The 21,607-nt window shown below is 69.7% G+C and carries 21 protein-coding genes and 1 tRNA gene; 10 read left to right on the plus strand and 12 right to left on the minus strand.

Annotated elements, in window-relative coordinates:
- Positions 1-8: 8 nt before the first annotated feature.
- Both ACXVUM_RS13590 and ACXVUM_RS13595 read right to left on the minus strand, forming a co-directional pair.
- Complete coding sequence (locus ACXVUM_RS13590; RefSeq protein WP_458522306.1) at positions 9-2,183, minus strand: glutamine synthetase III family protein; 2,175 nt, start codon at positions 2,181-2,183, stop codon at positions 9-11.
- 159 nt (positions 2,184-2,342) lie between these two features.
- Positions 2,343-3,212: a LysR family transcriptional regulator gene (locus ACXVUM_RS13595; protein ID WP_458522307.1), complete on the minus strand. Its 870-nt coding sequence runs from the start codon at positions 3,210-3,212 to the stop codon at positions 2,343-2,345.
- A gap of 165 nt (positions 3,213-3,377) precedes the next feature.
- Between ACXVUM_RS13595 and ACXVUM_RS13600 the strand changes: the two genes are divergently transcribed.
- Positions 3,378-4,490, plus strand: a complete 1,113-nt coding sequence (locus ACXVUM_RS13600) for a YbfB/YjiJ family MFS transporter (RefSeq protein ID WP_458522878.1) — start codon at positions 3,378-3,380, stop codon at positions 4,488-4,490.
- Positions 4,446-4,518 (plus strand) — tRNA-Arg (locus ACXVUM_RS13605). The genes ACXVUM_RS13600 and ACXVUM_RS13605 overlap by 45 nt, the downstream gene beginning before the upstream one ends.
- A 21-nt stretch (positions 4,519-4,539) precedes the next feature.
- Here the strand turns inward: ACXVUM_RS13605 and ACXVUM_RS13610 are convergent.
- On the minus strand, positions 4,540-4,986 hold the full coding sequence (locus ACXVUM_RS13610; protein WP_458522308.1) for a helix-turn-helix domain-containing protein: 447 nt from the start codon (positions 4,984-4,986) through the stop codon (positions 4,540-4,542).
- Between the two features lie 179 nt (positions 4,987-5,165).
- Here ACXVUM_RS13610 and ACXVUM_RS13615 point away from each other — a divergent pair, with 179 nt between their 5' ends.
- On the plus strand, positions 5,166-6,824 hold the full coding sequence (locus ACXVUM_RS13615; protein ID WP_458522309.1) for a cellulase family glycosylhydrolase: 1,659 nt from the start codon (positions 5,166-5,168) through the stop codon (positions 6,822-6,824).
- A gap of 11 nt (positions 6,825-6,835) precedes the next feature.
- On the opposite strand, the gene ACXVUM_RS13620 is transcribed toward ACXVUM_RS13615, so the two are convergent.
- From ACXVUM_RS13620 to ACXVUM_RS13630, 3 genes are read right to left on the minus strand one after another with little or no spacing between them, the layout of a single operon-like run.
- Complete coding sequence (locus ACXVUM_RS13620) at positions 6,836-7,144, minus strand: hypothetical protein (RefSeq protein ID WP_458522310.1); 309 nt, start codon at positions 7,142-7,144, stop codon at positions 6,836-6,838.
- A 52-nt stretch (positions 7,145-7,196) separates the two neighbouring features.
- Positions 7,197-7,673, minus strand: a complete 477-nt coding sequence (locus ACXVUM_RS13625) for a glutathione peroxidase (RefSeq protein ID WP_458522311.1) — start codon at positions 7,671-7,673, stop codon at positions 7,197-7,199.
- A gap of 1 nt (position 7,674) precedes the next feature.
- Positions 7,675-8,622 carry a hypothetical protein gene (locus tag ACXVUM_RS13630; RefSeq protein WP_458522312.1) on the minus strand — a complete coding sequence of 316 codons (948 nt, stop codon included), beginning with the start codon at positions 8,620-8,622 and terminating at the stop codon, positions 7,675-7,677.
- Positions 8,623-8,805: 183 nt separating this feature from the next.
- Here ACXVUM_RS13630 and ACXVUM_RS13635 point away from each other — a divergent pair, with 183 nt between their 5' ends.
- A complete protein-coding gene (locus ACXVUM_RS13635; RefSeq protein WP_458522313.1) occupies positions 8,806-9,639 on the plus strand; it encodes an SDR family oxidoreductase in 834 nt (277 codons plus the stop codon).
- A 7-nt stretch (positions 9,640-9,646) separates the two neighbouring features.
- The gene (gene cobF, locus ACXVUM_RS13640; RefSeq protein ID WP_458522314.1) at positions 9,647-10,405 is read left to right on the plus strand and encodes a precorrin-6A synthase (deacetylating); all 759 of its coding nucleotides are present in this window, start codon (positions 9,647-9,649) and stop codon (positions 10,403-10,405) included.
- Between the two features lie 94 nt (positions 10,406-10,499).
- On the opposite strand, the gene ACXVUM_RS13645 is transcribed toward cobF, so the two are convergent.
- Positions 10,500-11,291, minus strand: a complete 792-nt coding sequence (locus tag ACXVUM_RS13645; protein ID WP_458522315.1) for an inositol monophosphatase family protein — start codon at positions 11,289-11,291, stop codon at positions 10,500-10,502.
- A gap of 18 nt (positions 11,292-11,309) precedes the next feature.
- On the opposite strand from ACXVUM_RS13645, the gene ACXVUM_RS13650 reads away from it, so the two are divergent.
- The 3 genes from ACXVUM_RS13650 to ACXVUM_RS13660 all read left to right on the plus strand — a co-directional run bounded on the left by ACXVUM_RS13650 (position 11,310) and on the right by ACXVUM_RS13660 (position 14,185).
- Positions 11,310-12,197: a DNA-formamidopyrimidine glycosylase family protein gene (locus tag ACXVUM_RS13650; protein ID WP_458522316.1), complete on the plus strand. Its 888-nt coding sequence runs from the start codon at positions 11,310-11,312 to the stop codon at positions 12,195-12,197.
- A gap of 10 nt (positions 12,198-12,207) precedes the next feature.
- Positions 12,208-12,948: an SDR family oxidoreductase gene (locus ACXVUM_RS13655; RefSeq protein WP_458522317.1), complete on the plus strand. Its 741-nt coding sequence runs from the start codon at positions 12,208-12,210 to the stop codon at positions 12,946-12,948.
- Positions 12,949-13,063: 115 nt separating this feature from the next.
- Positions 13,064-14,185 carry a diguanylate cyclase gene (locus ACXVUM_RS13660; RefSeq protein ID WP_458522318.1) on the plus strand — a complete coding sequence of 374 codons (1,122 nt, stop codon included), beginning with the start codon at positions 13,064-13,066 and terminating at the stop codon, positions 14,183-14,185.
- A 4-nt stretch (positions 14,186-14,189) separates the two neighbouring features.
- Here ACXVUM_RS13660 and ACXVUM_RS13665 read toward each other — a convergent pair whose 3' ends face one another.
- Genes ACXVUM_RS13665 through pgi form a run of 4 tightly spaced genes read right to left on the minus strand, consistent with a single transcriptional unit; the run spans position 14,190 to position 18,992 of the window.
- Positions 14,190-14,915 carry a hypothetical protein gene (locus ACXVUM_RS13665; protein ID WP_458522319.1) on the minus strand — a complete coding sequence of 242 codons (726 nt, stop codon included), beginning with the start codon at positions 14,913-14,915 and terminating at the stop codon, positions 14,190-14,192.
- Positions 14,916-14,975: 60 nt separating this feature from the next.
- On the minus strand, positions 14,976-15,890 hold the full coding sequence (locus ACXVUM_RS13670) for a mechanosensitive ion channel family protein (protein WP_458522320.1): 915 nt from the start codon (positions 15,888-15,890) through the stop codon (positions 14,976-14,978).
- A 41-nt stretch (positions 15,891-15,931) separates the two neighbouring features.
- Positions 15,932-17,236, minus strand: coding sequence for a hypothetical protein (locus tag ACXVUM_RS13675; protein ID WP_458522321.1), 1,305 nt, complete (start codon positions 17,234-17,236; stop codon positions 15,932-15,934).
- 7 nt (positions 17,237-17,243) lie between these two features.
- Positions 17,244-18,992 (minus strand): glucose-6-phosphate isomerase, encoded by a 1,749-nt coding sequence (gene pgi / locus ACXVUM_RS13680; RefSeq protein ID WP_458522322.1) that lies wholly within the window; start codon positions 18,990-18,992, stop codon positions 17,244-17,246.
- A gap of 125 nt (positions 18,993-19,117) precedes the next feature.
- Between pgi and ACXVUM_RS13685 the strand changes: the two genes are divergently transcribed.
- A complete protein-coding gene (locus ACXVUM_RS13685) occupies positions 19,118-19,981 on the plus strand; it encodes a Stf0 family sulfotransferase (RefSeq protein ID WP_458522323.1) in 864 nt (287 codons plus the stop codon).
- A 4-nt stretch (positions 19,982-19,985) separates the two neighbouring features.
- Here ACXVUM_RS13685 and ACXVUM_RS13690 read toward each other — a convergent pair whose 3' ends face one another.
- Entirely contained in the window at positions 19,986-20,606 is a 621-nt protein-coding gene (locus tag ACXVUM_RS13690) for a TetR/AcrR family transcriptional regulator (RefSeq protein ID WP_458522324.1), read from the minus strand.
- 192 nt (positions 20,607-20,798) lie between these two features.
- On the opposite strand from ACXVUM_RS13690, the gene ACXVUM_RS13695 reads away from it, so the two are divergent.
- Positions 20,799-21,602 carry an SDR family NAD(P)-dependent oxidoreductase gene (locus ACXVUM_RS13695; RefSeq protein WP_458522325.1) on the plus strand — a complete coding sequence of 268 codons (804 nt, stop codon included), beginning with the start codon at positions 20,799-20,801 and terminating at the stop codon, positions 21,600-21,602.
- Positions 21,603-21,607: the final 5 nt, after the last annotated feature.

The following is a 21,607-nucleotide window of genomic DNA, read 5'->3' on the forward strand; positions in this document are numbered from 1 at the left end:
TCTGCTGACTAGAGGATCGTCAGCATCTCGTTGTAGGTGGGCAGCGGCCACAGGTCGTCGGCCACGATGCCCTCCAGCGCGTCGACGGCTTCGCGCACCGATGCCATCGCCGGGATCAGCGTCTCCAGCGCGTAGCTCGCCTCGTCGCTCTCGGACTCGCCGTGGAAGCCCTCGACACCCTTGTCCAGGGTGGCCAGCGCCGCCGACAGCGCACCGATCTGCTCGCTGAGATCCGAGAGCAGCGGGTTGGTCGCGTCGAGGCCGGCCGTGGTCAGGTTCGCCGCGACCGCGGCCAACTCGCCCTGGTAGCGCAGGGCAGCGGGGAGGATCATCGTCTTCGCGATCTCGATGCTCTCCTTCGCCTCGACGAGGATCGTCAACGAGTACTGCTCGAGGATGACGTCCTTGCGCGCCTCGAGCTCGCGGGCGCTCAGCACGCCGTAGCGTTCGAACAGCTCCTCGTTCTCCTTCTCGGCCATGAACGGTACGGCCTCGACGGTGGTGCGGAGGTTCTTGAGACCGCGGGCCGCGGCCTCCTCCTGCCAGGCGTCGGCGTAGCCGTCACCGTTGAAGATGACCGCGCCGTGGTCGGTGATGATCTGCTGCAACACCTTCTGCACTGCGTCGGCCAACTCGAGACCGTCGGCGAAGCTCTTCTCCATCTCCGTGGCGATGTAGTCGATGGAGTCGGCGAGGATGGTGTTGATCGCGACCATCGGGTCGGAGATCGACTGGTTCGAGCCCGGCGCGCGGTACTCGAATCGGTTGCCGGTGAACGCGAACGGGCTGGTGCGGTTGCGATCGCCGGGATCGGCCTTCATCGGGGGGAGGGTGTCGACACCCAACTCGATGACGCCTGCCTGCTTCGAGCCGGTGGCGCCACCCTTGGCGATCTGGTCGAACACATCCATGAGCTGTTCGCCGAGGAAGATCGAGATGATCGCCGGCGGAGCCTCGTTCGCACCGAGGCGGTGATCGTTCGACGCCGACGCCACTGCGGCCCGGAGCAGACCGCCGTACTTGTGGACGCCGCGGATGATGGCGCCGCAGAACGTCAGGAACTGCATGTTCTCGTGCGGTGTGTCGCCGGGGTTGAGCAGGTTGCCCTGGTTGCTGTTGCCCAGGGAGAAGTTGACGTGCTTGCCCGACCCGTTGACGCCCGCGAACGGCTTCTCGTGCAGGAGACAGGTCATGCCGTGGCGCTCGGCGACCTTCTTCATGATCGTCATCATCAGCTGCTGGTGGTCGTGGGCGAGCACGGAGCGCTCGAAGACCGGCGCGAGCTCGAACTGGCCGGGAGCGACCTCGTTGTGGCGGGTCTTCGACGGGATGCCGTGCTTGAACAGCTCACGGTCGAGGTCGATCATGAAGCCCAGCACGCGATCCGGGATGGCGCCGAAGTAGTGGTCGTCGAACTCCTGGCCCTTGGATGGCTTCGCCCCGAACAGTGTTCGCGACGTGGTCATGATGTCGGGACGCGCGTAGTAGAAGTGCTCGTCGATCAGGAAGTACTCCTGCTCGGCACCGGCGTAGGAGACCACGGTGTCGACGTCACCGTGCCCGAACAGCTTCAGCAGCCGCATCGCCTGCTTGCTCATCGCCTGCTGGCTGCGCAGGAGGGGGGTCTTCTTGTCGAGGGCCTCGCCGGTCCACGAGATGAACACCGTCGGGATGCACAGGGTGTTCCCGGCGGGGTTCTCGAGGATGTAGGCGGGGCTGGTGACGTCCCAGCCGGTGTAGCCACGGGCCTCGAACGTCCCGCGCAGGCCGCCGTTGGGGAAGCTCGACGCGTCGGGCTCACCCTGCAGGAGTGTCTTGCCCTGGAACTCGGCGAGCGACGCGCCGGAGGAGTCGGGCTCGAGGAACGAGTCGTGCTTCTCGGCGGTGAAACCGGTGAGCGGGTAGAAGACGTGCGCGTAGTGCGATGCGCCCTTCTCGATCGCCCAGTCCTTCATCGCGTTGGCGACGACGTCGGCGATCGTCGGGTCGAACGGGACGCCCTCGTCGATCGTGGCGGAGACCTTCTTGAAGACGCTCTTGGGGAGTCGGTCCTTCATCGCCGCCTTGTCGAAGACGTTGACCCCGAAGAGTTCGGCGAGAGGCGCCTGCGCCGTGGCGCACTCCGGCGTGCTGTGGGCGGTTACCGCCTTGATCGCCTCGCGGCGGGAAATGCTGCCACTCATCTGCTCACCCCTGATGTCCGATCCGCGCCGATGGGCGCCGATGCTGGTGTCGAAACCTCACGCGACGGTAGGGGCGATGTGTCGCCGCGGCGTTTCCGTGATGTGACGCCCACGAAACGTGGCCGATGACGGCCATATCCATTAGGAGTGCTACGGAGACTACGGCAGGCCCGGGTCGGTGTCATCCGCTGCGACGGCCACCAGCACGTCGACCAACGCCTCGACAGCGCTGCGCGCCCCACCGGTGGCACGCCATGCGGCGAGCACCGGCGACGGCGGGACGCCGGGGATCCGTCGGAACACCACGCCCGGGTGCGAGACCCGGGTGCAGATGAGCTCGGGCACGGCGCTGACCCCGCGTCCGGCGGCGGTGAGCTCGATCCATTCGTCGAAGTTGTTGCACTCCACGACGACCCGGTCGGGATCGGGCCGTTCCCATGAGTCGGGTCGGGTGGTGCCGGACGCGGTGTTGACGATGACCGGCTCGTCGGCGAGATCGTCCCAGTGCAGACCGGGTCGGTCGACGAGATCCGACGTCGCACACAGTGCGGCCACCCGCTGCTCGGTCGCCAGCAGGCGGGACGCGAGGCCCGAGGACGGGTCCGGGGCGACGCGCCCGACGGCGACGTCGACCTCGGCGTCGAGTACCGCGGCGAGCGGATCGTCGAGGCGGCGGACGTCCACGGTGCCGCCCGCGGCCTCGAACCGGCGGGCGGCGTCGGTGAACCAGTCCGGCAGCAACCAGGCGAACCCGAGGCGGACGGTCGACCCGGCCCGCATCCGCGCGATCAGGGTGTCGAGGTCGGCGAGGATGCGCCGCGCCGCCGCGACGAAATCCGTCCCGGCGTCGGTGAAGGTCGTCGAGCGGGAGGTGCGGACGACCAAATCGCGCCCGACGACCCGCTCGAGGTGCTGCACCGTGCGGGTCAGCGCGGGTTGGCTGACGGCCAGCGATGCCGCGGCGGCGGTGAAGGTGCCCTCGTCGGCGAGCGCGACGATCGCCCGCAGATGTCGCACATCCGGCTCCATGCGCTCAGGTTATACCTCATGTTCAGGAGGCATTTCCGTCGCCACTCGGGCATCGCTACCGTCATCTCGGTGAGGAATTCGACGGCGATTGCATGGGCGGGCTCGGCGGGTCTGGTGGCCGCGATGGGTGTCGGTCGCTTCGCGTTCACGCCGCTGCTGCCGATGATGGAGTCCGACCACGCGCTGACGTCGTCCGGCGGTGCTCTGGTGGCGACGGCGAACTACGCGGGATACCTGGTGGGCGCCGCCGCGCTCGCGGTCCGTCCGCACGTCAACACGTCTGCGCACCTGAGTGTCTGGGCTCTGCTGCTGATCGCGTCCGAGGCCGCGATGGCGGTGCTGCCGGGTGTCGGGGCGTTCGCCCTGCTGCGGTTCGTCGCCGGGGTGGCGAGTGCGGTCGTCTTCGTCGGATGTATCAGCACTGTCGGCGCCGCACGCCGCCATGGCGCGTCCATGGCGGTGACGTTCGCGGGCGTCGGGATCGGGATCGCGGTGAGCGGGGGCCTGATCGCGGCCGTCGGGACGCTGGTGGACTGGCAGCAGCTGTGGCTCATGTCGGCGGTCGTGACGGCGGTGTTCCTGGTCCCCATGTTCGTGACGACGGTCGAACCGGAGTCGTCCGTCGTGGCGCCGGGAGCCCGACCGGCCGACCTGGGTCACCGCACCGCGTGGCGTCTGCTGCTGGTGTCCTACTTCTTCGAGGGTGTCGGGTACATCGTCATCGGGACCTTCCTGGTCGCGGCGGTCAGTGCCGGCTCGTCGAGCGGGACCGTCGGACCGCTGGTGTGGGTGGTGGTCGGCGTGGCCGCGGCACCGTCGGTTGCCCTGTGGACCCGACTGGCCCGCCGATTCGGGCCGCATCGTGTGCTGGTGGTGACTCTCCTGGTGCAGGTGGTGGGCGCGGTGCTGCCCGCGATGTCGTCGACGGCGATCGTCGCTGTGCCCGCGGCGATCCTGTTCGGCATGACGTTCCTGGGCGTCGTCGCGGTGACGATGGCGGTCGGGTCGGCGCTGCCGGTCGCACGCACGGCGGCGATCCTGACCGCCGTGTACGGGGTGGGTCAGATGCTGGGTCCGCTGGTGGTGGCGCCGGTCATCGGGTCGTCGTACTCGACGGCGTTCCTGCTGGCGGCCGGGGTGCTGGTGGCGGCCGCGATCGCCGCCGCCGGAGTCGCGCGGACCATGCCGTCCCCGGTCGACGAGACACCGACTGCCGTAGACTCCACGGCGCCCGCCTTCGTAGCTCAGGGGATAGAGCAACCCTCTCCTAAAGGGTAGGTCGCAGGTTCGAATCCTGCCGAGGGCACATTCGCCGTCGCGTCCGGTGTCACCTCTTCGACTGTGCCCTCCGCGCCGGCCTCGCTGTGTCCATCTTCGCAGCGAGCTCGTCGGCGAGTCGTCGTTCGTTCTCGGCGGCGCGATTGGCGGCCGCGAAGGCGCGGATCACCTGGTCGACACATGAGCGCTGTTCGGCGTTCATGAAGTCGGCGACAGTGGGTGGCGTGTAGGGCTCGAGGTTCGCCCAGGCGGCGTCGACCCACCCCCCGACGACCCGTGTCTCGAGGCCCAGTGCCGCGGCGAGCGTCGTGATGACGTCCTTGGTGGGACCTTTCGGGTTCTGCCCCTTGATGATCCGGGAGATCGTCGACACGTGTACGCCGGTGGCCTCGGAGAGACGGTTCATGCTCGGGGTGTTCCACGGGGAGATGAACCCGGCGTCGGTGAGGGCCGAAGCCCAGGGTTCGGGGATGCCGTGCTTCAGGTTGGTCGCCACGATCAGAAGATTACGCATGAGACAAGCAAAATGTAAACCCACTTCATGGGCTCAGGCGAACACCTGTCCGAGGACTGGTGTACTAATTGTCTGATCCGCGGCGTTGGATGCCCGCGACAGACCTCCCGGAGTGCTCGATGTCTCGCCCTGTCCAGGGATCTCACCCGATTGCCCGCAGCGTGGTCGCTCTGGCCGTGCTCGTACTGCTCGGCGCCGCCGCCGGACAGGCGCTGCTCCCCGGCGGACGTCCCGCCGCCCGCCCCGTCACATCGATGACCGTCATCCCGGTGGCCGACATCATCGAGCAGGCCGACACCCTCGGCATCGCCGACAGCGACCTCTACTTCAAGACCCAGGCCGAGATCGACGCCTCTCTCGACCGGATGAAGTCTCTCGGCGTGCGCAACGTGCGCGTCCTGATCCCCTGGTACGACGTCGAGCCCGACGAGGGGGTCTACAAGTGGGACAACATCGATCGCGTGGTGGCGGCGGCGGAAGCGCGCGACATGGGCGTGCTGGCGACCATCACCCATTCGCCCTACTGGGCGGTGCGGCCCGGGGACACCCCGGTGACCAGCCCACCTGCCGACCCGGCCGTGTTCGGTGACTTCGCCGGTCTCGTCGCGCAGCGGTTCGCCGGACGGATCTCGGCCTACGAGGTGTGGAACGAGCCCAACGGTGCGATCGCGTTCACCCCGACCCCGGACGCCGAGCGCTACACCGTGCTGCTCAAGGACGCCTACGCGAAGATCAAGGAAGCCGACCCGTCGGCGACGGTCATCGGCGGCATCCTCGGGGCGGTCCCGACCCGCCCCGGCGAGTCAATCGACTCACCCACGTTCCTCCAGCAGATGTACGACGCCGGCGCGCACGGCTACTTCGACGCCATCGCGTTCCACCCGTACCAGTTCACGACGCCGTACTCGCAGGGTCTCGACCTCACCGGGTCGCCGCTCAACGAGGTCAACGCGATGCGTGCGCTCATGGTCGCGAAAGGTGATGGAGGCAAGCTGATCTGGGCGACCGAATACGGCTTGGCGACCATCGCCCCGATCAAGCCCGCCGACCAGGCGGTCACCGAGGAACACCAGGCGGCCTACATCAAGGACTTCGTCGCCGCGTGGAGCGCACAGTCGTTCGCCGGGCCGATGTTCATCTACACGCTGCAGGACAAGCCGGAATACACGAGCTCGTTGGAGGACTCGTTCGGGCTGTACCGCGCCGACGGCACCCCGAAGCCCGCCGCGCAGGTGATCGCCGATTTCATCGCCGCCCACCCGCAGTACACGCCGGGGCCGAACCTGGTCACGATCGTCACGCAGGCCGTGCAGCGGTTCTTCAGCCAGATCGCCGCCTCGGTGACCGCCGCGGTGCAGAACACGGTCCGGGCCATCGTCGCAGCGATCACCGCGGTGTTCGTCCCGCAGGTCGCGGCTCCGACCACACGGGCCGCCGCGGTCGCTTCCGTCGAGACACCCTCGGTCACAGGGGATGCCGTGCGCGAGCAGGCGCGGGGACAGCAGGTGTCCGATGCGGCGCCGCCGACGACCACGCGCTCGCAGCCGGAGTCGGTCACCACCGACGCGGCCGCCCCCACGACGAGCACCGCGCCCAGGACCACCTCGGCGTCCCCGGTGACCGGTCATGCGACGACGCACTCGGAGCCGGCGACCGCGTCCGCGACGACAGTCCCGACGACCACCTCGACAACCACGACGTCGACACCGTCCACCACGGAGTCGACATCGAGCTCATCGACCCCGGCGTCGACGTCCGCCCCGTCGGCGACGTCGGGGACGACCGCCGAGAAGACGACGACGGTCGGCGCCGCCGACTGATGGTCGGGGTGTCAGAACCCGAGGCCCATCCAGTCGATCGCGGTGAACCGTCGTTCCAGATCGGTGGCCTCGACCGTGACCTCGTCGGGGTCCGGGTCGAGGCCTGCTGTCTCGATGTCGGATGCGGCGAACGCGCGCAGCGTCGCCTCCACCGCGTCGCGATAGCTGCCGTAGGCGCCGATGATCTCGCTGTCGGTGTGACTGTCGGTGGTGTCGCGCCACCAGGCGAACAACGCCATCCCGTCGGGCGACGGACAGAACCCGATGGTCTGCCCACCGCGGGCGAGCGTCGGGCAGTCGTCGGGGAAGCGATCGCGCATGCGCGTCAGGCTATGTCGCCCGTATGACAGACCCGCGCAGGGAGCGTCGCCGTCAGAGGACCTTCTCGATCGCGCTGCGCATGTTCTCCGGCTTGGTGGTGGGGGAGAAGCGGTCGACCACCTGGCCGTCCTTGCCGACGAGGAACTTGGTGAAGTTCCACTTGATACGGCTGCCGAGGACTGACCCCTTCTCCGACTTGAGCCAGTCGTAGAGCGGGTGCGCACCCTTTCCGTTGACGTCGATCTTCTCCATCATCGGGAAGGTGACGTCATAGCGGAGGTTGCAGAAGTTCTTGATCTCGTCCGCGTCACCCGGCTCCTGGTGTCCGAACTGGTTGCACGGGAAGCCGAGCACCACCAGCCCGCGGTCGCCGTACTCCTTGTTCAGTTTCTCCAGCCCCTCGTACTGCGGGGTGAACCCGCACTGCGAGGCGGTGTTGACGATGAGCAGCGGCTTGCCCCGGTACTGCTCGAGGCTGATCTCCTCGCCGTCGATGGTGGTCGCGGCGAAGTCGTAGGCAGTGGTCATGTCATCCGTTCGTAGCAGGCGAGCAGGTGGATTGCGAGCCTCCCGTGGGGAGCGGGACGTGCATCTCGTTCGCCTCGGTCGACCTCTCGGCCTCCGACGACCCGAACAGTGCGACGAGCACGGCTCCGACGACGGCGAGCAGGAAGCCCAGGGCGCCGAGCCAGCCGAGGCCCGGCACCGTCGAGTCGCCGAGAAGCCAGACACCGACGATGCCGGGCACGGCGGTCTCGCCCACCACCATCGCGGCGGTGGAACCGTTCACGGCGCCGAGCTGCAGGGCGACGGTGTGCAGGTAGAAGCCGAATGCGCCGGCCACGGCGATGGTCCATGCCGCGGGGTCGCTCAGGATCGTCGTGATCGAGAACGGTGAGACACCGTCGAGCACACGGACCGCGATGGCGATTGCCCCGAACAGCAGGCCGGCGGACATGCCGGCCACGACCGACCCCGTGTGACCCAGACGGCGGACCACCAGCAGCGAGATGGTGATGATCGCGACGGTCGCGACCAACAGGCCGAGCTTGAAGGGCAGGTCGGCGTGCGTCGCGCCGTGGGCATGCGAGGCGGTGCCCAGCATGCACAGGGCGACGATCACCAGGATCATCGCGGCCCAGTCCCGCGCGTGCAGACGGATGCCGAGGAACGTGGCTCCCAGGACGGCGGTGATGATCAGGTTGCCCGCGACGATGGTCTGCGAGAGGAACAGCGGCAGCATCCGGGCGGCGCCTGCACCGGCGGCGAACCCCAGCACGTCCATGATCGCGCCGAGGACGAACACGCCGGTCATCGCCGCGGCCAGGGTCGACCGCAGCGTCGGACTGCCGGACGCGGTCGACATGCCGACGCCGTCGGAGGAGGCGGCGGACTGCCGGGCGCCGAGCGCCTGCATCACCGACGACAGGCCGTAGCCGATCGCCGCGAGCACGGCCAACCCGATCCCGACCAGCACGGCGGCACCCCTCTCCCCAGGACGAATGTGATGCGGGACACGCGGTCCCGGTGCGCTCGGGCCTACGACGTCGATGGCGTACGGCGAGCTGCTCCGACCCGGGTCAACGCCTGAGAATCTCCTGATAATCCCGGAACGCGCCACCGGTTTTCGGCGCCCACGTGGGGCTCTAAGGTTGTCGGCGTGTCCTCACCAACGCAGCGGTCGTCGCGCCGCGTCCTCGTCACCGGCGTCTCCAGCGGGATCGGCGCCGAGGTCGCGCGTCTTCTCGTCGAGCAGGGACACGAGGTGATCGGCACCAGTCGTCGCCCCGACGCGATCGGTGCCGACGCCCGCGTCCCGGGCGTGCGCTACGTCCTGCTCGACCAGACCGAACCAGCGAGTATCACCGCGTGCGTCGCGGAGGCGGGCGAGATCGACGTGCTGATCAACAACGCGGGCGTCAGTCACATGGGTCCGCTCGAGGACGTCCCCATGAAATCCGTGGAGAACGTCTTCGCGACGAACGTCTTCGGGCCGATCGCTCTGACCAAGGCGGTCCTGCCCGGGATGAGGGCACGGCGCTCGGGGACCATCGTCATGGTCGGCTCCATGCTGGGTAGCTTCCCGCTCCCGTTCCGATCGGTCTACGGCGCCACCAAGAGCGCCATCAAGGCGTTCGCCGACGCGACCCGGCGGGAGCTCGCGCCGTTCGGGATCGCCATCACCACCGTCGAACCCGGCACCATCGCCACCGGCATCGGTGACCGCCGCATCTACGACATCGCCGACGACTCGGCCTACCGCGCCGACTACGACACCGTCGCCGCCGCCACCCGTCGTAACGAGGAGAAGGGTCTCGCCGTCGAACCGATGGCGAAGCTCATCGTCGAGGCCGCTCTGGCGTCGAACCCGAAGCCGTTGTACGCGTTGGGCAACAACGCCTCGGTGGTGTTCGCGCTCAAGCGGATCCTGCCGACGCAGGCGATGCTCGACGTCATGGCGCGCTTCCACGGTCTGCGTCGCGCCCGGCCGTGAGCGCGGCGTGACCCGCACGCTGCGGGTGATCGGCATCGGACCCGGTGGGGTCCGACAGGTCACCCTCGAGGCCGTCGACGCCATGCAGGGTGTCGACGCGTTCTTCGTCCTCGACAAGGGCGCCGCGTCGTCGCCGCTCCGGGACATCCGTCGTCGGATGTGCGACGAGCACATCGGTCCAGGCCGGTACCGGTTCGTCGAGATCGCCGACCCGCCCCGCGACCGGGACCCCGTCGACTACGACGCCGAAGTGCGGCGATGGCACGACGCGCGATCGGAGGCGATCGAGGACGCACTGCTGGCCGAACTGCCCGACGGCGGGGTCGGAGCGATCCTCGTCTGGGGCGACCCCAGCCTGTACGACTCCACCCTGCGCGTCACCGACGCGATCCTCGCGCGCGGCCGCGTCGACCTCGCCGTCGAGGTGATCGCGGGCGTGACCAGCGCGTCCGCGCTGACCGCCGCGCACCGGATCCTGGCCAACCGCATCGGCGAACCGATCCACATCACGACCGGACGTCGCCTCCCGTCGACGCCGTCCGGGGCGGACACCAACCAGATCGTCATGCTCGACGCCGACTGCGCCTTCCTGCGGACGGCCGATCCCGACGACCGGATCTGGTGGGGTGCCTACCTCGGCACCCCCGACGAGATCGTGCTGTCGGGGACCGTCGGTGACGTCGGCGAGACCATCCGGGAGACCCGCGCCCAGGCACGCGAACGCCACGGCTGGATCATGGACATCTACCTGCTGCGCACGCCCTGACCGCCCGCTCGGCGCCGGGTTTCTGCCCGGTCGGCGTGTAGTTTCTGCCCGCTCGGCGCGCGGTGTCGGCACGGTCGGCGGGGGAGCGGTCGGGTCAGAAGATCTCGTCGAGGGCGGCGAGCACCCGGTCGGCGATCTCCGGCCGGCAGATCACGAAGTCGCGGACGTAGGGCCGGGAGTGGTTGTAGCGCAGCGGCGTCCCGTCGAACGTGCTGCAGTGCATCCCCGCCGCGGCCGCCACGCCCACCGGTGCGCAGTTGTCCCACTCGTACTGGCCCATCCCGTGGACATAGGCGTCGGCGTCACCGCGGACGACCGCCATCGCCTTCGCCCCGGCGGAGCCGAGCGCATACGGCCGCAACGCGAGCCGGTCGGCAACCCAGCCGGTCTCGTAGGTCAGTCCCCGCCGCGACACCACCATCCGACCCGACGCCTCCGCAGGGAACGCCACGTCCGCGGTGGAGAACAGTTCGCCGACCGCCGGCAACGACACCGCGCAGTCGGTCGGCGTCCCGTCGACGGTGAGGGCGACATGCACCGCCCAGTCGTCGCGGCCGGCGGCGTACTCGCGCGTGCCGTCGAGCGGGTCGATGATCCAGACACGCCGCGCCCCCAACCGCTCGCCGGTGTCCCGGGCCTCCTCCGAGAGCACCGCATCGCCCGGTCGGTGCCGACGCAGCACCGCGGCGATCCACGCCTGCGCGAGGGCGTCACCCATGTCACCGAGCAGGCGACCCGTGAGCAGCGAGTCGTGACGGGCGGCGACCAGCAGCTCACCCGCACCCTGCGCTATCGACGCGGCCAGCGCCGCGTCGTCGAGACCCTCCCCGCCATCGGTACCCCGGGGATCCGTCCCCCCGACGTTCACCCCCGGAGTCCTGCTCATCAGTGCAGACTAGATGCCATGCCGGAGTTGCCCGAGGTACAGGCCATCGCCGACTACGTCGACGGTCGCGCGGCCGGACTGCCCATCCGACGCGTCGACGTCGCCTCCCTCGCCGTGTTGAAGACCGCCGACCCGCCCTACACCGCCCTCGTCGGACGGGTGATCGCGCGCGTCGGACGGATCGGCAAGTACCTCGTCATCAGCACCGAACCCGCGGAACCGGGCCCCGATCCCGACGTGATCCACCTCGTCGTCCACCTGTCGCGGGCGGGGTGGCTGCGGTGGTCGAACTCGTTGTCGCAGACGCCGCCGCGGCCGGGCGGCAAGGGGCCGATCGCGCTGCGGGTGCACTGCGGGTTGCCCGGTGAGGGATTCGACGTCACCGAGGCCGGCACCCAGAAACGTCTCGCGGTGTGGATCGTGCGGGCCGTCGAGGACGTCGACCGCATCGCGACGCTGGGACCCGACGCCCTCGCACTCACCCGTGAGGAGTTCGCCGGGCTGCTCGCGGGCACCGGGTCGCGGCTGAAGACCGTCCTCACCGACCAGCGGGTGCTCAGCGGGATCGGCAACGCCTACAGCGACGAGATCCTGCACACGGCGCAGCTGTCGCCGTTCGCGTCGGCGCGAACCCTCGACGGGGAGGCGGTGGAGCGGCTGTGGGTGTCGATGCACGCGGTGCTGTCCGACGCGACCGTCCGGCTCGAGGGTCAGGAGGTCGCGACGATGAAGTCGGAGAAGCGATCCGGTCTCCGGGTGCACGCCCGCACCGGGATGCCCTGTCCCGTCTGCGGCGACACGGTGCGTGAGGTGTCCTTCGCCGACCGGTCGTTCCAGTACTGCCCGACCTGTCAGACCGGTGGCAAGGTGCTCGCCGACCGTCGGATGTCGAGGCTGCTCAAGTAGCGTCGCCCGGGTGAGCAGACAGTCGATCCTCATCACCGGCGCGAGTTCCGGACTCGGCGAGGGCATGGCCCGGGCGTTCGCCGAGCGTGGACGGTCCCTCGCGCTGGCCGCCCGGCGACTCGACCGGCTCGAGGCCCTCGCCGAGGAGCTGTCCGGGTCGGCGCGAGCGGTCGAGGTCGCCGAGCTCGACGTCACCGACACCGCGCGCGTGCCCGTCGTGTTCGACGACCTCGCGCAGCGTCTCGGTGGACTCGACCGGATCATCGTCAACGCGGGACTCGGCAAGGGCGCACCGATCGGCACCGGCCGGCCCGACGCGAACATCGAGACCGTGCAGACCAACCTCGTCGGGGCCCTGGCGCAGGTGGAGGCGGCGATGTCGATCTTCCGCGCCCAGAACCACGGCCACCTCGTTCTCATCAGCTCGATGAGCGCCGTCCGCGGACTGCCGAAGGCGCAGACCGCGTACTCGGCGTCGAAGGCCGGGCTCACCGCCATCGGGGAGGGACTGCAGGCCGAGCTGCGCTCGTCGCCGATCCGGGTGAGCATCCTGCTGCCGGGGTACATCTCCACCGACATCAACGCGGGTGTCAAGAGCGCGATGATGGTCGAGCGGGACAAGGGTGTCGCGGCGCTGGTCGCCGCCGTCGAACGTGAGCCGCTGCGGGAGGCCGTGCCCCGGTGGCCGTGGGCCGTCGTCGACGCGGCGTTGAGTCACCTCCCTGGTGCCATCACACGACGCATGGTGTGACGGCACTGTGAGCTAGCATCACCGCACGGCACACGTGGTGCCAGGTCACATGTTCGCGTGGGGTGCGACATCCAGCGCGACAGTCGTCGGGGGGCACGCAGATGGACGGGGCGTCGTGATCCGGCTGCCCGTGGCGCTCGAGCAACTGGGATGGGTCCTCGGCCACTGGTGGCGCCGGGCCGATCAGTTCGGATTCCTCAGCGCGTACCTCGCAGATCGCCAGCTCATCGAACCCTCGCGCCTCATCATGGCCGTCAGCTCGGGCTTCATCGCACTCGTCCCGATCGCCGTCGTCAGCAGCGGCGACACCTCCGGGGCCTGGACGGTGCTCGGCGTCCTGAGCGCCGTCGTCGCCGTCGGTGCCGCCGCGATGTGGCTGGTCCTGCCGTGGCCGTCGGCGACACGTTCCCGGTGGTGGGTGCTCGCCTGCGACGTCGCCACCGCCGTGGGGGTCCTCGTCCAGCAGACCTCCCTCGGCGGACTCTACGGCTGCGCCGTGTTCGTCCTGATCGCCGGCTACATCGCGATCTTCCACGGAGCGCGCCTGTTGGCCGCGCATCTGCTGTTGTCCGTCGTCGTCACGGTGGTGCTGGCCGTCCGCATGGTCGACTCGGATCAGTCGGGGATCGCCCTGGCGACCATCGCCGTCGTCCAGGTGCTGGTGGTCGCGATCATCGTTCCGGTGACCACACAGTTCCTCCTGGAGACCCTGTCGTCGGAGGCGGCGGCGTCGGAGGTGGACACCCTCACCGGGGTCCTCAACCGTCGCGGCCTCGACCGTGCGCTGGAGCGGATGACGGCGATGAACGACCGTGGGGTGGCGATCATCGTGGCCGACCTCGACAACTTCAAGGAGATCAACGACCGGTACGGCCACCGCCACGGCGACGGTGTCCTGGCGCTGATCGCCACGCGGCTGCGGGAGGCCGTCGGCACCAGCGGTGTCGTCGCCCGCATCGGCGGCGACGAGTTCGTCATCGCCGACAGCCTGCGGTGGACGGACCCGCACCGACTGGCCAACCACGTTCTCCACACCATCGCGACGGTCAGCGAGCCCGTGGTCACCGCCAGCGTCGGCGTCGTACACATGACGGGCGACATCACCGGCGCCGGCCGGCTGATGACGACCTCGCTGTACACCGAGCTCGCCGACGCGGCGATGTACGAGGCCAAGCGCTCGGGTGGGAACACGGTGCGGACCCGCGTCCACCATCACCAGGGCGGTCAGGCCTGGTGAGTGCTCACGAGGTCGGGGCCACCGACGCCGCCGGGCCGCCCGCGCCCGGCGCGGACCACACCACCGGCGCCGACTTGTAGTCGTCGCCCGGGTCGTTCGAGGTCTGTGCCCAGTAGATGACCCGGTTCAGGTCGACGCCGCGGTCGGCGACGGCGATGAAGCACGTCGCCCACGACGTCCCGCGCTGCGGTGCGCGCGGCGGGTCGGTCTTCACACACTGACGGAATCCGTCCGGCGGGTCCACGGATCGGGTGGCGGTCTTCCCGTCGGGGCTGCCGGCCAGTCCGATCACCGACGGGACGTCGAGGACGCGATCCACCAGCGTGGTGAAGGTGACGTGCACGTAGAACGGGACACCACCGTCGGTCACCGACTCCGGCAGGTCACCGGCTACACCGGGTTCGATCCCGGTCACGGTCACCATCGCGAGTTGACCGGCGGGCCGGAAGGCGGCGGCGGGCAGGTAGGCGCTCTGGCCGAACTGCAACGCCGCGCCCGGCGCGGTCTGTGCCACCGGTCCGGCCGGGGCGGTGACGTCCGCCGACACGGGCACCGAGACGCTCGGTCGTGAGGGCGTCGCGGCCTCGTCGCCGGTGGAGCCCGACGTGCACCCGGCGAGCAGGGCGGCGCTCGCGGCCACAGTCACCGCCGTCGCGGGCCACCGCGTCGGGATCTTCCGGCCGGGACGAGGGGGCGCGGTGAGGGTCGCGGCCGATGACGAGGCGGTCATGGACAGATCGTAAGGGTCTGTACCGGTCAGCCGTTCACTCCGCGCCGACGAGGCCGCGTGTCAGTCGTCGGACGAGGTCAACGCCGCGGCGAGCGTCGGCCGGGGGATGCCCTCACCGTCGAACGCGAGGAGCACCGCCTCACGGATGCGACGTGCGATCGCCCACTGGGCGTTCGGCGAGGTCGTCACGGTCATCCGGAGCGTCACCATCCCCGCGGTGATGTCCTGCACACCCAGCATCTGCGGCGGACCGAGGACGTCGGGGCCGAGGGCGGGATCGGCGACCGCCTCGGTGGCCGCCGCCAGCGCCACGGTCTGCGCACGGGCGACGTCGGCGTCGTGGGCGACGGGGATCTCGATCCGCGCCACGGCGTGGTCCTGACTCATGTTCCCGACACGGACGATCTCGCCGTTGCGGACATACCAGAGGGTGCCGTCGATGTCGCGGACGGTGGTCACCCGGAGACCCACGGTCTCCACGGTGCCCGACGCCTCACCGACGTCGATGATGTCGCCCACCCCGTACTGGTCCTCGAGCAGCATGAACACACCCGAGACGAAGTCCTTCACCAGGTTCTGGGCGCCGAAACCGATGGCGAGACCGATGATGCCGGCCGAGGCGAGGAACGGCGCGATGTTCACCCCGACCACCGTGAACAGCGACAGCACCACCCACACCAGGAGGATCACCGACACCGTCGACTTCAGTACCGAACCGATGGTCTCGGCTCGCTGCTGGCGGCGTTCGATCGCCGCGGCGTCCCGCAGCCCTGCGGGGGCGCGGTCGCGCAGATGTCGCACGAGTGCGGGTGTCAGGGTCCGGCCGCGGGAGCGGGTGGCTCGATCGATCATCCGGTGCAGCACCCAGCGGGCGATCAGCGCGACCACCACGTAGACGGTGATCCGGATGGGGTTCTCGATGAGCCAGAGTCGGTTCGTGTCGGTCCAGGAGAAAGCGAGGAGGTCCGTGGTCATCGTCGGCGAGCCTACGTATCCCGCCCGCAGTCCGAAACCCGTCACCACGACCGGTGACGCAGACCCCAGTCGTCGAGGGTCGTCCCGACGACCTCGTCCCCCCTGATGCCGGTGAGGTCGAACGCGAGGGTGACGCGTGCCGACGACCGGGCCATCCACGCGCCCACACCGACTTTCGTCGACGACCGGTTGGTGGTGACCGCGCGCACGGCGAGACCGTCCGAGATGTGACCGCCGACACCGAGGAACGCGTCGGGCAGGACGCCGAGGCTCGAGGCGAGTCCGTCGTCCAACCCGGGGTCGCCGGTGACGCGGGCGGCCAGCCGGTCGCCGACGATCTGCATCAACTCGTCGGGCATCCCGCCGGGCGAGCCGATGACCGACGCCGACGGGTCGGCCGGGTGGGCAGTCGACGTGACCGTGCGCTCACGGACACGCGTCGCCACCCGGGTGATCCGCGCGGACAGCTCGGCGAGGGTGTCGGCTGCGGAGACGGTGACCACCGAGCTGCCCACCGACCCGTCGGGCATCGCGACCGGGACGGCGACCCGCACCGGGTCACGCCGGTGGACGCGCCGCGCACAGTCGGCGACGATCGCGACGAACACCGCGGTGGTGGAGGCGTTCTCGCGATCGGCGAGCGCTGCGAACCCGTCGGCGTCGACGTCGACGACGGTGGTGCGGTGCGTCGCCTCCGCGTCAGCGGGGGTCGCGGCGGCGGAACCCCGTGCGGCGCCCAGCAGTTCGCTGCGCACGATCGGGTCGGTGCAGGCGCGTGCCACCGACCGTGCGACACCGACGATCACACGGATCCACAGCACGAGCGCGTCCCGGAGGTCGTCACGGAGGCGGGGCGGTGCCGGTGGGGGAGGAGGATCGGGGGCGGCGTCGCCGGTGGCCAGCGACGCCTCCGCGATCGCCACCATGCCGACGCCTCCGGTGACCAGGTGTGAGCAGGTCAGCGTGACCACCGACCCCGCATCCGCGACGTGGCCGAGTGCCAGTTCCCAGACGGGTCCCCGGTCGACGTCGAGTGGGGTGCGGGCGCGGGTGTCGGCCCAGTCGACGACCTCCCCGGGTCGGATGGGGATCTCGTCGACGACGAGCGGTGTCACCCGCGCGCCGCCGACGAGTGCGCGCCGCGCGAACGGGACGCGGGGGCTGTGGACTCTGCGGGTGAGCGCACCGGCGCACAGGGCTGCATGCATCGCGGCGAGGTCGTCGGGCGTGATGCGGTCGGGGAACCGCCACACGCCCTGCATCACCGACGACGGACCGCGCCCGTGGTGACCGCGGTAGAACATGTCGTCCACCACGGAGAAGCGGGCGACCGTCGGGTCCGTCACCGTCGCGTCAGACGGTCCGTCCGCGGTGCTCGCGATACCACCGGATGAGGGCATCGGTCGACGAATCATCCTGCTGCTCAGGGGCGTCGGGCTGCTCCAGGACCGTGAGCAGTTCCTTCGCCTGCGTCTTGCCGAGCTCGACGCCCCACTGGTCGAAGGAGTTGATCCCCCAGATGGCGCCCTCGACGAACACCTGGTGCTCGTAGAGGGCGATCAGCTGGCCGAGGACGGACGGTGTCAGCTCCGGCGCGATGATCGACGTCGACGGCCGGTTGCCCGGCATCACCTTGTGCGCCACCACCTGTGCGTCGACACCCTCGGCGGCGATCTCGTCGGCGGTCTTGCCGAAGGCGAGGACCTTGGTCTGCGCGAAGTAGTTGCTCATCAGCAGGTCGTGCATCGAACCGGGGTCGCCGCCGTCGGACGATGCGACGGGGAGATCGTCGGTGGGCGTGGCGAATCCGATGAAGTCGGCGGGGACCAGTCGGGTCCCCTGGTGCAGCAGTTGGTAGAAGGCGTGCTGACCGTTGGTGCCCGGCTCGCCCCAGAAGATCTCGCCGGTGTCGGTGGTGACGTGGTGGCCGTGGGAGTCGACGGACTTGCCGTTGGACTCCATCGTCAGCTGCTGCAGGTAGGCGGCGAAGCGTGCCATGTCGTTGGAGTAGGGGAGCACCACACGCGACTGGGCGCCCCAGAAGTTGTTGTACCACAATCCGATCAGACCGAGGATGACCGGAGCGTTCTGATGCAGGGGTGCCGAACGGAAGTGCCGGTCGACGAGGTTGAACCCGTGCAGGAAGTCCGCGAACGCCTCCTTGCCGATCGCCGCCATCACCGACAGGCCGATCGCGGAGTCGACGGAGTACCGCCCACCGACCCAGTCCCAGAACCCGAACATCTGCTCGGTGTCGATCCCGAAGTCGGCGACCTTCTCCGCCGCGGTGCTCACCGCGACGAAGTGTTTGGCGACGGCCGCGTTCCGCGTGTCCGTCTCGTCGAGTCCGAGCCCCCGCAACAGCCACGCGCGAGCGGCCGCGGCGTTGGTGAGGGTCTCGAGAGTGGAGAACGTCTTCGAGGCGATGACGAAGAGAGTGGTGGCCGGATCGAGGTCGGCGAGGGCGGACACGAGGTCGGCCGGGTCGACGTTGGAGACGAACCGGCAGGAGATCCCGGCGTCGGCGTAGTGCCGAAGCGCCTGGTAGACCATCGCCGGGCCCAGGTCGGAGCCGCCGATCCCGATGTTGACCACGGTGCGGATCCGCTCACCGGTGTGCCCGGTCCACTCGCCGTTGCGGAGCCGATCGGTGAACGCGCCCATGCGGTCGAGCACCTCGTGGACGTCGGCGACGACGTCCTGCCCGTCCACCTTCAACGTCGCCTCCCGCGGCAGGCGCAGGGCGGTGTGCAGGACCGCGCGGTCCTCGGAGGTGTTGATGTGCTCGCCCCAGAACATCGCGTCGCGTTTGTCCTCGAGGTGTGTCTCGCGGGCCAGCGAGAAGAGCAACTCGAGGGTCTCGCGGAGCACGCGATGCTTCGAGTAGTCGATGTGGAGGTCGCCGACGTCGATGGTGAGGTCGCGCCCGCGGTCGGGGTCGACGGCGAACACCTCACGCAGATGCATCGCATAGACGTGCGGCTGATGCGCCGACAGTTCCTGCCACGCGTGGCTGCCGGTCACGTCGTGGTCGTGACCCTCCTGGTGCTCCCCGGGCCCCTGGTACTCGGCCTGGTTCCTGCTCGTGCGCTCGCTCGCCATCCGTCCGACCCTTCGACTCGCGGTCCCCCGTGCCGTCCAGCCTAGTGTCGCGACGTCGTGATCACCGTGGGCGGTGGGTCTCTCCGACGAGCGCGCCCGGCCACACGCCTTCTAGTGTGGGCCGGGTGAGTGGACCCGCCCGTCCAGACATCGACCGCGCCTACGTCGTGTGCGCCAGTCAGCGCAGTGGGAGCACCCTGCTCCTGGAGTCGCTCGGCGTGACCGGGGTGGCCGGCCGTCCCGCGGAGTTCTTCGAGCACCTCCCCGACACCTCGCTGCCGCCGCAGTCGCCGGACTGGTTCGTGGGCGTGCACGACCCGACGATCGACGCCCTGCTCGCCCCGGTCCGTCCGGGCCGACCCGACACCCGTGACGCGCAGCAGTGGCGCGCCGACGTCCGAGCGCAGGGCGTCGGTGCGAACGGGGTGTGGGGCGGCAAGCTGATGTGGAACCAGACCTCGGTGTTGTGCCGGCGCGCCCGGGACCTGCTCGGTGGGCGCGAGCCGCTGTTGCGCGAGGCCGTGCGCGCCGTCCTCGACGTCGACCCGACGTGGGTCTACGTCCACCGTGCCGACGTCGCCGGCCAGGCGGTCGCCCTGTGGCGCGCCGTGCAGACGCAGTCGTGGTCGATCGCCGCCGGATCCGACCGCGACGAGCACGCGGAGTATCACCGCGCCGCCATCGCGCATCTCGCCGAGTACGTCGTCGCCCAGCAGCAGGCGTGGGAGGGCTGGTTCGCCCGGGAGGGGATCGAGCCGCTGCGAGTCGAGTTCGACGAACTCGTCGCCGACCCGACCACCACCACCGGTCGTGTCCTCGACGCTCTCGGGCTCGATCCGCGCCTGGCGCCACCGCCACCGCTGACACGAGGGCGTGATGCGCGGTCGCGGGAGTGGACGGCTCGGTATCGAGAGGACGCGGCGGCCCACGGTCATCCCGTCGCCGCGGCGCAGCCGGTGGGCGGATCCCGGCCGGCGTCCGGGACATGAGTTCTCAGAGAGCGTCGAAAGCCTCGTCGAGAAGCGTTCGGGCGTGCGTCAGTTCGGTGTCGGTGCCGTTGAGCAGGTCGTCGAGCCCGTGTTGGAAGATCCCGTCGAAGGTGGTGTACGCCAACTGCTTCGACAAGCGGGCGGGTTCGCCTCGCAGCTCGCAGTAGCGACTCACGACGTTCCAGATCATGTCCGCGCGGCGTGCCTCGATCTCTCCGACCTCGTCACGCAGGGACGACTCGAAACGGGTCTGGTTGCGCAGGTCGTACCAGAGGCGGTGCAGCGACGAATCCGCCGCGAGGGTGCCGACGAACATCGTCGAGAACCCGCTCCGCAGCTCGTCGGCGGTGGTCGCGGCCGCGACTGCCTCGTCGTACCGCGTGACGCAGGTGTCCTCGTAGATGCGGACGGCCTCTGCGAGGAGGTCGAGTTTGTCGCGGAAGTAGTAGTGCAGGACACCGTGCGAGTACGGCGAGTTCTGCGCGATCTCTCGCAGGCTGGTGCGCGCGTACCCCAACTCGGCGAGTGTCACCAGGGTCGCGGTCGCGAGCTCGCTGCGGCGGGCGGCGAACTTGTCGGGACCTCGCAGCCCCGACCGCGCGTCGGCGCGCGTGGCGGTGGTCATCGGCCGAGTGTACGGCCCGACACGCCTCTGACGTGCACCGCGACCCGGCCGACCCCGATTTCTTGACGACTGCCCAGGAAAACCTTGACGAGTGTCAAGAATTCTTCATAGTGTGATCTCGATCGCATCAATCCTCGGTTGCGCCCGGCGTCCGACGCTCCGGGCCGAGTCCGTCCAGGGAAGGGCACACACATGACGAGTTACGACCTCACCGGCCGGAAGGCGCTGGTCACCGGCGCGGCGCAGGGGCTCGGCGCCGGGATGGCGTCGGCGTTGGCGCAGGCAGGGGCGGCCGTCGCCGTCGCCGACATCAACGACGAGCTGGGACACGAGACGGTCGACGGCCTGCGCTCGGCCGGGGCGAAAGCGGAGTTCGTGCACCTCGACGTCCGCCACGACGCGGAGTGGGAGTCGGCGATGTCGACGGCGGTCGCCGCCCTCGGCGGGATCGACATCGTCGTGAACAACGCGGGTGTCGAGGTCACCGACCTGCTGATCGACTTCGACGCCGAGGCCGCCTCGACTCTCCTGTCGGTCAACGTCCTCGGCACGGCGCTCGGGATCAAGCACGGATTCCGGGCGATGCGACCCGGCGGTGCAGCCGGTGCCGGTGGCGCGGTGGTGAACATCGCGTCGGTCGCCGCGACCATCGCCTTCCCGGGGATCGCGCTCTACTCCGCGTCGAAGTCGGCCATCGACCGCCTCACCCGCGTCGCCGCGGCCGAGTCCGGCAAGCTCGGCTACGGGGTGCGGATCAACTGCATCTACCCGGGTCTGACCCCGACGGCCATGGGCAACAAGCTCGCGGTGGAGACGGCCGGTCTCGGACTGTTCGACTCCCCGGAGGCCGCAGCGGGTGCTGTCGCCGAACTCACCCCGCTCGGGCGACTCGGCCAGGTCGACGACATGGCCGACGCCGTGGTGTTCCTGTCCTCCGACGCCGCCAAGTTCATCACCGGGGCCGGCCTGCCGGTCGACGGTGGGATGGGGATGTGAGGGCG

This window comes from Williamsia sp. SKLECPSW1 (assembly GCF_054332755.1).